General features: G+C 36.1%; 6 protein-coding genes and 1 pseudogene. All 7 read right to left on the bottom strand.

From position 1 onward, the window contains the following. Window positions 1-275: hypothetical protein (locus tag AC1DND_RS21105; RefSeq protein ID WP_477584599.1), on the bottom strand; the 275-nt coding region annotated here is incomplete at its 3' end. Between the two features lie 358 nt (window positions 276-633). After that, window positions 634-1,344: a hypothetical protein gene (locus AC1DND_RS21100; protein ID WP_477584598.1), complete on the bottom strand. Its 711-nt coding sequence runs from the start codon at window positions 1,342-1,344 to the stop codon at window positions 634-636. A 14-nt stretch (window positions 1,345-1,358) separates the two neighbouring features. After that, a complete protein-coding gene (locus AC1DND_RS21095; protein ID WP_477584597.1) occupies window positions 1,359-1,622 on the bottom strand; it encodes a hypothetical protein in 264 nt (87 codons plus the stop codon). 149 nt (window positions 1,623-1,771) lie between these two features. After that, window positions 1,772-2,062, bottom strand: coding sequence for a hypothetical protein (locus tag AC1DND_RS21090; protein WP_477584596.1), 291 nt, complete (start codon window positions 2,060-2,062; stop codon window positions 1,772-1,774). Between the two features lie 338 nt (window positions 2,063-2,400). Further along, window positions 2,401-2,532, bottom strand: a pseudogene (locus AC1DND_RS21085) (DUF6443 domain-containing protein); the annotation flags it as partial. 188 nt (window positions 2,533-2,720) lie between these two features. Then, window positions 2,721-3,158 (bottom strand): hypothetical protein, encoded by a 438-nt coding sequence (locus AC1DND_RS21080; RefSeq protein ID WP_477584595.1) that lies wholly within the window; start codon window positions 3,156-3,158, stop codon window positions 2,721-2,723. Beyond that, on the bottom strand, window positions 3,145-4,352 hold a 1,208-nt coding region (locus AC1DND_RS21075), incomplete at its 5' end, for an RHS repeat-associated core domain-containing protein (protein ID WP_477584594.1). The genes AC1DND_RS21080 and AC1DND_RS21075, both read right to left, overlap by 14 nt.

Below are 4,352 nucleotides of genomic sequence, written 5' to 3'. Positions count from 1 at the left end.
CGTCTATATAATATCACAACGGAAATGATCAGACCAATCAAAAAAAACCAAAATAGAACTTTAGCAACAAACCGTTGGTGTAAGATATTCTGTTTTATCACCGCTATTCGTTGATATTCTTTATTTTTTTCTCTTAAACTCATCTTGGAAACTTCAACATGTGTCTCCATTAAATCAACTTCAGATTTATAACTGACTTTCAAATTTATGAAAGCAAAAATCTGAAATAAAAGACCGACAAAACAAACAATAGCTGAAATTTTAAGTAAGCGCATAATAGGTTTAAATTTATGGATTAAAACACTGGTGGACGCATGTCACGTTCAGGATGTTGCCATAAATTAATATCGGACGGGATCTGTAAGATTGGATAATTAATCCCCCCTTTTGTAAAGCTTCAGTCAATTGTTTCCTGTTGTAAAATAAGAGTTCTTGCATACAGTTATGCTTTTTTAATACCGCCTTATCCAATAGCCGAGGGTCTATTGGAGAGATTGCTGATGAACTTGCCATCTGCCTTAACCTTCTGAGTAAATGGAAGCAGCGTAAAACAGAATCCAAACAGCTCTCTTCGGTTCTTACATAAGGCCACCTATCTTGTTAGCCGGGCTGTTAAGCTGAAATGACATAGATTTATAACAGCATGGAATAAAAATCGCTTTTGTCTCTAGTGTACCAATGGCCATCGATGTAGTAATACTTATCCTTTTCTACTTTAACTATAGGAATATCACTTTTTATATACTTCTTCCTAGTGCTGTTATCGTTTAGATCATGAAATGTGTAGTAACCCATTGTAGGCTCGTAGCTGTTGTAAAAAGCTTTATTTTTTTTATCAAAAGCTAAAAACGCTGTTTTATTATATTTATAATTCAACTTAGGACTACGTTTAGAGCTCTTTTCGTTATGAATATTTAAACTCAACTTATAGGTGTTTGTATCATGCCCAGCCAATGTTACCTTCAGTTTAAAAAGTGAATACTCACTGGGTCTGATATCGTAAGTCGTAAGTGAGTTAACATGTAGAGCTTGGCAGAGCTTGCCATTGGAAACATACAGTATTAACTGGTTTATTACGTCCTCGTTTGACCCAGCCCTTTTCACGTAGTTGATTTGTAAAAAAACTTTATTTAATATATTGACAGTATCAACACTCATATAGTTATTTATCAATAAGGTATCTCGTAAATAACTAATGGTTAGCATCCCACTTGAAGGCTTATAATACAAATTAATGTTTGCTTTATTGCCCTCAAAAGATTGTATGTTATAAGATTGGGCTTTTGTTGATCCAATCGTAACATATAAACATATCAATAATACAATAATTATCTTCTTTATCATAGCTCAAAATTTTATTAGCTGTTATCTAAATTTAAAAAATGTTGAATTGCCGCCACTACAGTAATGATGAATTTCCCAGAACTTACTTGCTGAAAATTACTATCCTTAGCTCTTGCTTGGGGAGTCAAAGGGGTTGCACTCCAACTAATAGCGCCATTTGAATAATCCATTGTCTCGCGGTTGTCATAAGCCTGTAATGAGCCAACAATATAGAAGATGAATTGCTTTCGGAGCGTTTCAGCGAAGGCATCAAGATTACCCAGCTTGCCAAATTCCATTCTCGTACCTACGGAGCAATAAAAGCAAGGCTAATCAAACTCGAACTCCTACAGAAATAACAATCCAAGCTACATTTTGGTCTTAGCGAGACGCTAAGACCAAATTGGTGGCTACTTTTCGGCATCTTTATTGTTGATTACTTATAATTTTAAATCAAAACAGGCTTCTCGACACTTAAAGCCGTGAGAATACTTGATATTTTTTGTAAATCGTATGGAATTAAGTCGTCTGTCTTAAAATTGTGTTGAACGGTTTCCCAATCATCGGTTAATTGACCTATGGTAAAGTCCTTGGGTTCTTCATCAAGAGTATAAATCTCTTTTTCATCAAGTCTCCAATAATAATCATTTTCTATTTCTATCTCATTAACATACAACTCTTTATACCTTAAAAGAATTACGGATAGCATTTGCTCTATACTGTCTAACTTAACTTTCATTTTTGGCTACCATTTTACATACAGAACTTCAAGACTAAAAAGGCGTTCGCCAAGTAAATAACAAAGCCCGACATCTCCGCCGGACCTTACTACAATTTTATTCATCTCCCACACGCGACACGTGACTGTTGCACAACTCACAAGTGTTGAAAACGAATCCAGTTAAAGGAGGTATTATTCGGTAAATTGATGATATGCAAGGAAGAAAAAAATATCAGGAAAAGCTGTTCATGAGTTTTCAACTTTCAGATCATGTTCCTAAGGATAATTTTTATCACAGACTGAAAGATATTCTGTCTTTGGATTTTTCATATAAAACAACTGCAGGATATTACGGATCAGAAGGCCAAAAAAGCATATTCAGTTTTCAGGGTATGCCCTCCGCTGATCTGCCAGGCTTCGCCCGGTGCCCCCTGCTGCTGTATCCGGTTTAAAGGGGAGGCTTCAAACACTGTTTCAGCAAAGGCATAGTCTGTTGCCTTTACAGCCTGCCACTAATGATCGACGAACCATTCGATAGAACAACGGGGAAGTGTAAAGGCATCATAGGATCTGTGAAACACCGAATTAACAAAATAGAACAAATCCATTTTCTATTTATCAAAGTACCTTCCTTAATCTCATCTTTTCAGGTGGTCGTATGAGATCTAAAATATTATTAAACGTTTGAGTCAGGATTTAGCTTTAAATCATTAAGGAATTCTTTACCTACAACGTTCTTATAATTGAAATAAGCAAAGCCAAATACGATAATTGATAAAATCAAACTTCCTATTAAACCCATCCAACCCGCTATACAGGTAAACAATATTACAGTAATACCTAAAATCAATAAATCATAAAAGTGTTTATCAATATAGATAAAGCAATATCCATCRAGTTTTTGATCGAAAATAATCCTTCCCTCAGAAATTCTCGTCCTACTGGTATTTAACTGTATCAATCTATTGTTTTCAAAAGCGATTAATGAAGGGGTATTGCTTGTTATCGTATACCCCTTTTTCTGCAAAATTGAAATTATTTCGCTGACAGCTTTTAACTCTGTCAGCGTTCCTTTTATTTGATACTCTCTAACCAACCATCTAGTGTTGTCCATTTGTTTTGATATAATTACCTGAAAAGCCACTATAATCTCGCAACTTGTACGGCTTACCAACTAATGTAGTAATGTTGATATTTGCACTCGGGCTACTTTTAATTTTAACGCCTAAATTACTCGAAAACCCAACAGCAAAGCCAATTGTATAATAGGCACTGGCAGAGGCTAAAGATACGGTAGCTACAGAGTAACTCGCAGATCCTCCGAAACTGTCTCCGGACCAATCACTGAATGTTGCTTCGTAGTCACCTTTCGATATTATCGCACCTCCGCCGCTAGTTATTCCTCCTCCAACTCCCCATCCAACAGATATAGTACGATAACGTTGTCCATAGCCACTATCCGTTATTATTTCTCCATACTCCACTGAAATTCCCTCACCTGTCTGGAAATAAGCGCCCAAGACTGAGTAAGCAACAATCTTTCCATATTTTTTAAGCTCTGTCTTATGCTCCTTTTCTATCTGCTCCGAAGTTTTTTTCTTTGGCTTAGGTCCTCTATCAGTAACCTGAGCTTGATAACTAGCCTCAAGTTGATCTAAACCAGCAGATTGGGCATCGTTCGAGCCATCATTTCGTCCAATCACACTACTTGCATGAATTCTAAAATTTAGGCCTTTCCATAATTCTGCGTCCTCATCCTTACCCTCTGAAGCCTGCCAAATCCCATCCCAGGTCCTATGTTCCCCAAACATTCCATCAGGGTCTGTTACATTTATGGGATTATTAAAAACATAAGCGTAAGGATTCGTTTTCCGATCATTTTCAGCCATTGGATCTATTACATTCCATCTTCCAAGTGCCGGATCATAGAATCGGGCGCCATAATCGTATTCCTTTAAATCATCCTGAAACTCTTTACCGTTATAAAGATACTTGTTATCGTTAGAAGATACAAGTGTTTTGGGGTCTTTACGTAAACCAAATGCATAATAATCATCCCTTTGTAACAACTCCAAAGATTGGTTATTAGGGTTCTTATAAAATGTTGCTCTAACATTACCTAGATGATCAGGCAGATTAAATTCATAGCTATAATTGCCATTCTGATTTCTTGCCACCCCCTCTTCAGTATGAATAAGTTCTATTGCTCCACCAACGTATTCAATTCCATTTATATAATAACGATCGCCAGTTAAACTACTTTGTTTTCTCAATTTATTGCCATTAGCGTCATAAGTAAAAGTAATAC

It is taken from the genome of Pedobacter sp. 01N416 (assembly GCF_056399685.1).
The sequence above is the reverse complement of the archived record's forward strand: the minus strand, read 5'-3'. Positions and strand labels throughout refer to the sequence as shown.